The sequence below is a fragment of the Kineococcus indalonis genome (assembly GCF_009906395.1).
Lineage (GTDB): Bacteria > Actinomycetota > Actinomycetes > Actinomycetales > Kineococcaceae > Kineococcus > Kineococcus indalonis.
In genome coordinates this window covers 1-2,332 of sequence record NZ_JAAALM010000582.1, presented here as the reverse complement: position 1 = coordinate 2,332, position 2,332 = coordinate 1, and the positions used below count along the sequence as shown (strand labels likewise).

General features: G+C 79.5%; 2 protein-coding genes. Both read left to right on the top strand.

What is annotated here, in order from left to right:
• Positions 1-178: 178 nt before the first annotated feature.
• Positions 179-496, top strand: coding sequence for an acylphosphatase (locus GTR00_RS19120; RefSeq protein ID WP_166613148.1), 318 nt, complete (start codon positions 179-181; stop codon positions 494-496).
• A 110-nt stretch (positions 497-606) separates the two neighbouring features.
• Positions 607-2,332, top strand: a 1,726-nt coding sequence (locus GTR00_RS19115; protein WP_166613147.1) for a chromosome segregation SMC family protein, incomplete at its 3' end; no start/stop codon positions are given.

The following is a 2,332-nucleotide window of genomic DNA, read 5'->3' as shown; positions in this document are numbered from 1 at the left end:
CCGTGACCGCGACCCTGCTCGCCTGCGCCCCGCTGGCGTGCGTGCCCCTCGCCGGGGGCGCCGCCGGCGTCGTGGTGCCGGTGCTGTCCGCCTGGTGGCGCCACCGCGCCGGCGCGCGGCCCTGGCGGCGCCTGGCCCGCGGCCTCGGGCTGGGGTGAGCGCCTCCTAGGCTGCGCGCGTGGACGCGAGCACCGCAGCCCAGGGCGCCGGCGGACCCGCCGAGCGCGTGACCGCCTTCGTCTCCGGGCGGGTGCAGGGCGTCGGCTTCCGCTGGTGGACGCGCTCGCAGGCGCTGGAGCTCGGCCTGGCCGGGCGCGCCGCGAACAAGGCCGACGGGCGCGTGGAGGTCGTCGCCGAGGGCCCGGCGCCGGCGCTGCAGGAGCTGCTGCGCCGGCTGCGCGAGCGGCCCAGCGCGCACGGGCGCCCCGGCGAGGTCACCGCCGTGGTCGAGCACCGCGCGCCCGCCCGAGGCGAGAGCGGCTTCACCACGCGCTGAGCCCCCACCGCCCCACCGGTCCCACCCGCCCGGCCGGGCGCCCCGGCGCGGGCGGTCCGCCGGGCGCGGCGGCCCGGCGGTGTCCGCGCGGCTCGTTAGGCTCCCTGCCCGTGCACCTGAAGACCCTCACCCTCAAGGGGTTCAAGTCGTTCGCCTCGGCGACGACGCTGCGGCTGCAGCCGGGGATCACGTGCGTGGTCGGCCCGAACGGCTCGGGCAAGTCCAACGTCGTGGACGCCCTGACCTGGGTGATGGGCGAGCACAGCGCCAAGAGCCTGCGCGGCGGCAAGATGGAGGACGTCATCTTCGCCGGCACCACCGGCCCGGAGGGCCGCGCCCAGCTGGGCCGCGCCGAGGTCAGCCTCACCATCGACAACTCCGACGGCGCGCTGCCCATCGAGTACGCCGAGGTGACCATCACGCGGACGATGTTCCGCACCGGCGGCTCCGAGTACGCCATCAACGGCCAGACGTGCCGGCTGCTGGACGTGCAGGAGCTGCTCTCCGACTCCGGCATCGGCCGCGAGATGCACGTCATCGTCGGGCAGGGCCAGATCGACGCCGTCCTGCACGCCTCGCCGGAGGAGCGCCGGGCGTTCATCGAGGAGGCCGCCGGCGTCCTGAAGCACCGCCGCCGCAAGGAGAAGGCGCTGCGCAAGCTCGACGCGATGGAGGTCAACCTCACCCGCGTCGCCGACCTCGTCACCGAGATCCGCCGGCAGCTGAAGCCGCTGGGCCGGCAGGCCGAGGCCGCCCGCCGCGCGCAGGTGGTGCAGGCCGACCTGCGCGACGCGCGCCTGCGCCTGCTCGCCGACGACCTCGTGCAGGCCACCGGCTCCCTGCAGCGCGACGAGGCCGACGAGGCCGCGCTCAAGCAGCGCCAGGAGCGCGTCGAGGCCGACCTGCGCGAGGCGTCCGAGCGGCTGCGGGCCGCCGAGGCCGCCGCCGCCGCGGCCGCGCCCGACCTCGCCCGCGCCGTGGAGACCCACCACCGCCTGCAGTCCCTGGCCGAGCGGCTGCGCGGCGTGCAGGCCCTGGCCGCCGAGCGGCTGCGGCTGCTGGCCGCCGAGCCGGACGAGCAGACCGGCCGGCGCGACCCCGAGGAGCTGAGCGCCTCCGCGCAGCGGGTGCGCGCGGAGGAGGCGGAGCTGGCCGGGCGCGCCGGCGAGCACCGCGCCGCCCTCGACGACGTCCTGGCCCGCCGCGCCGAGGCCGACCGCGCCGCCGCCGAGGAGGACCGCCGCGTCGCGGCCGCGCTGCGCGCCGCCGCCGACCGCCGCGAAGGCCTGGCCCGCCTGGGCGGGCAGGTCGCCGCCGCCCGCAGCCGCGTGGAGGCCGGCGAGGCGGAGCTGGAGCGCCTCTCCGGCGCCCTGGCCGACGCCCAGCAGCGCCGCGAGCGCGCCCAGGCCGACTTCGCCGCGCTGGAGACGCAGGTCGCCGGCGTGGAGGAGGGCGAGGAGGGCCTGGACGCCGAGCACGAGGCCGCCGCCGCCGAGCTCGCCGGCGCCGAGGCCGCCCACGAGGCCGCCCGCGCCGAGGAGCGCGCCGCCGCGCAGGAGCGCGCCCGCTGGTCCGCGCGCAAGGAGGCCCTGGAGATCGGCCTGGACCGCAAGGACGGCGCCGGCGCGCTGCTGGCCGCCGGGGAGGCCGTCTCCGGCGTGCTGGGCTCGGTCGCCGCGCTGCTGGAGGTGGAGGGCGGCTGGGAGCAGGCCGTGGCCGCCGCCCTGGGCGCCGCCGCCGACGCCGTCGCCGTCGCCGGCCCCGAGCAGGCCGCCGCGGCCGTGGAGCACCTGCGCGCCCAGGACGCCGGGCGCGCCGGGATGCTCGTGGCCGGCG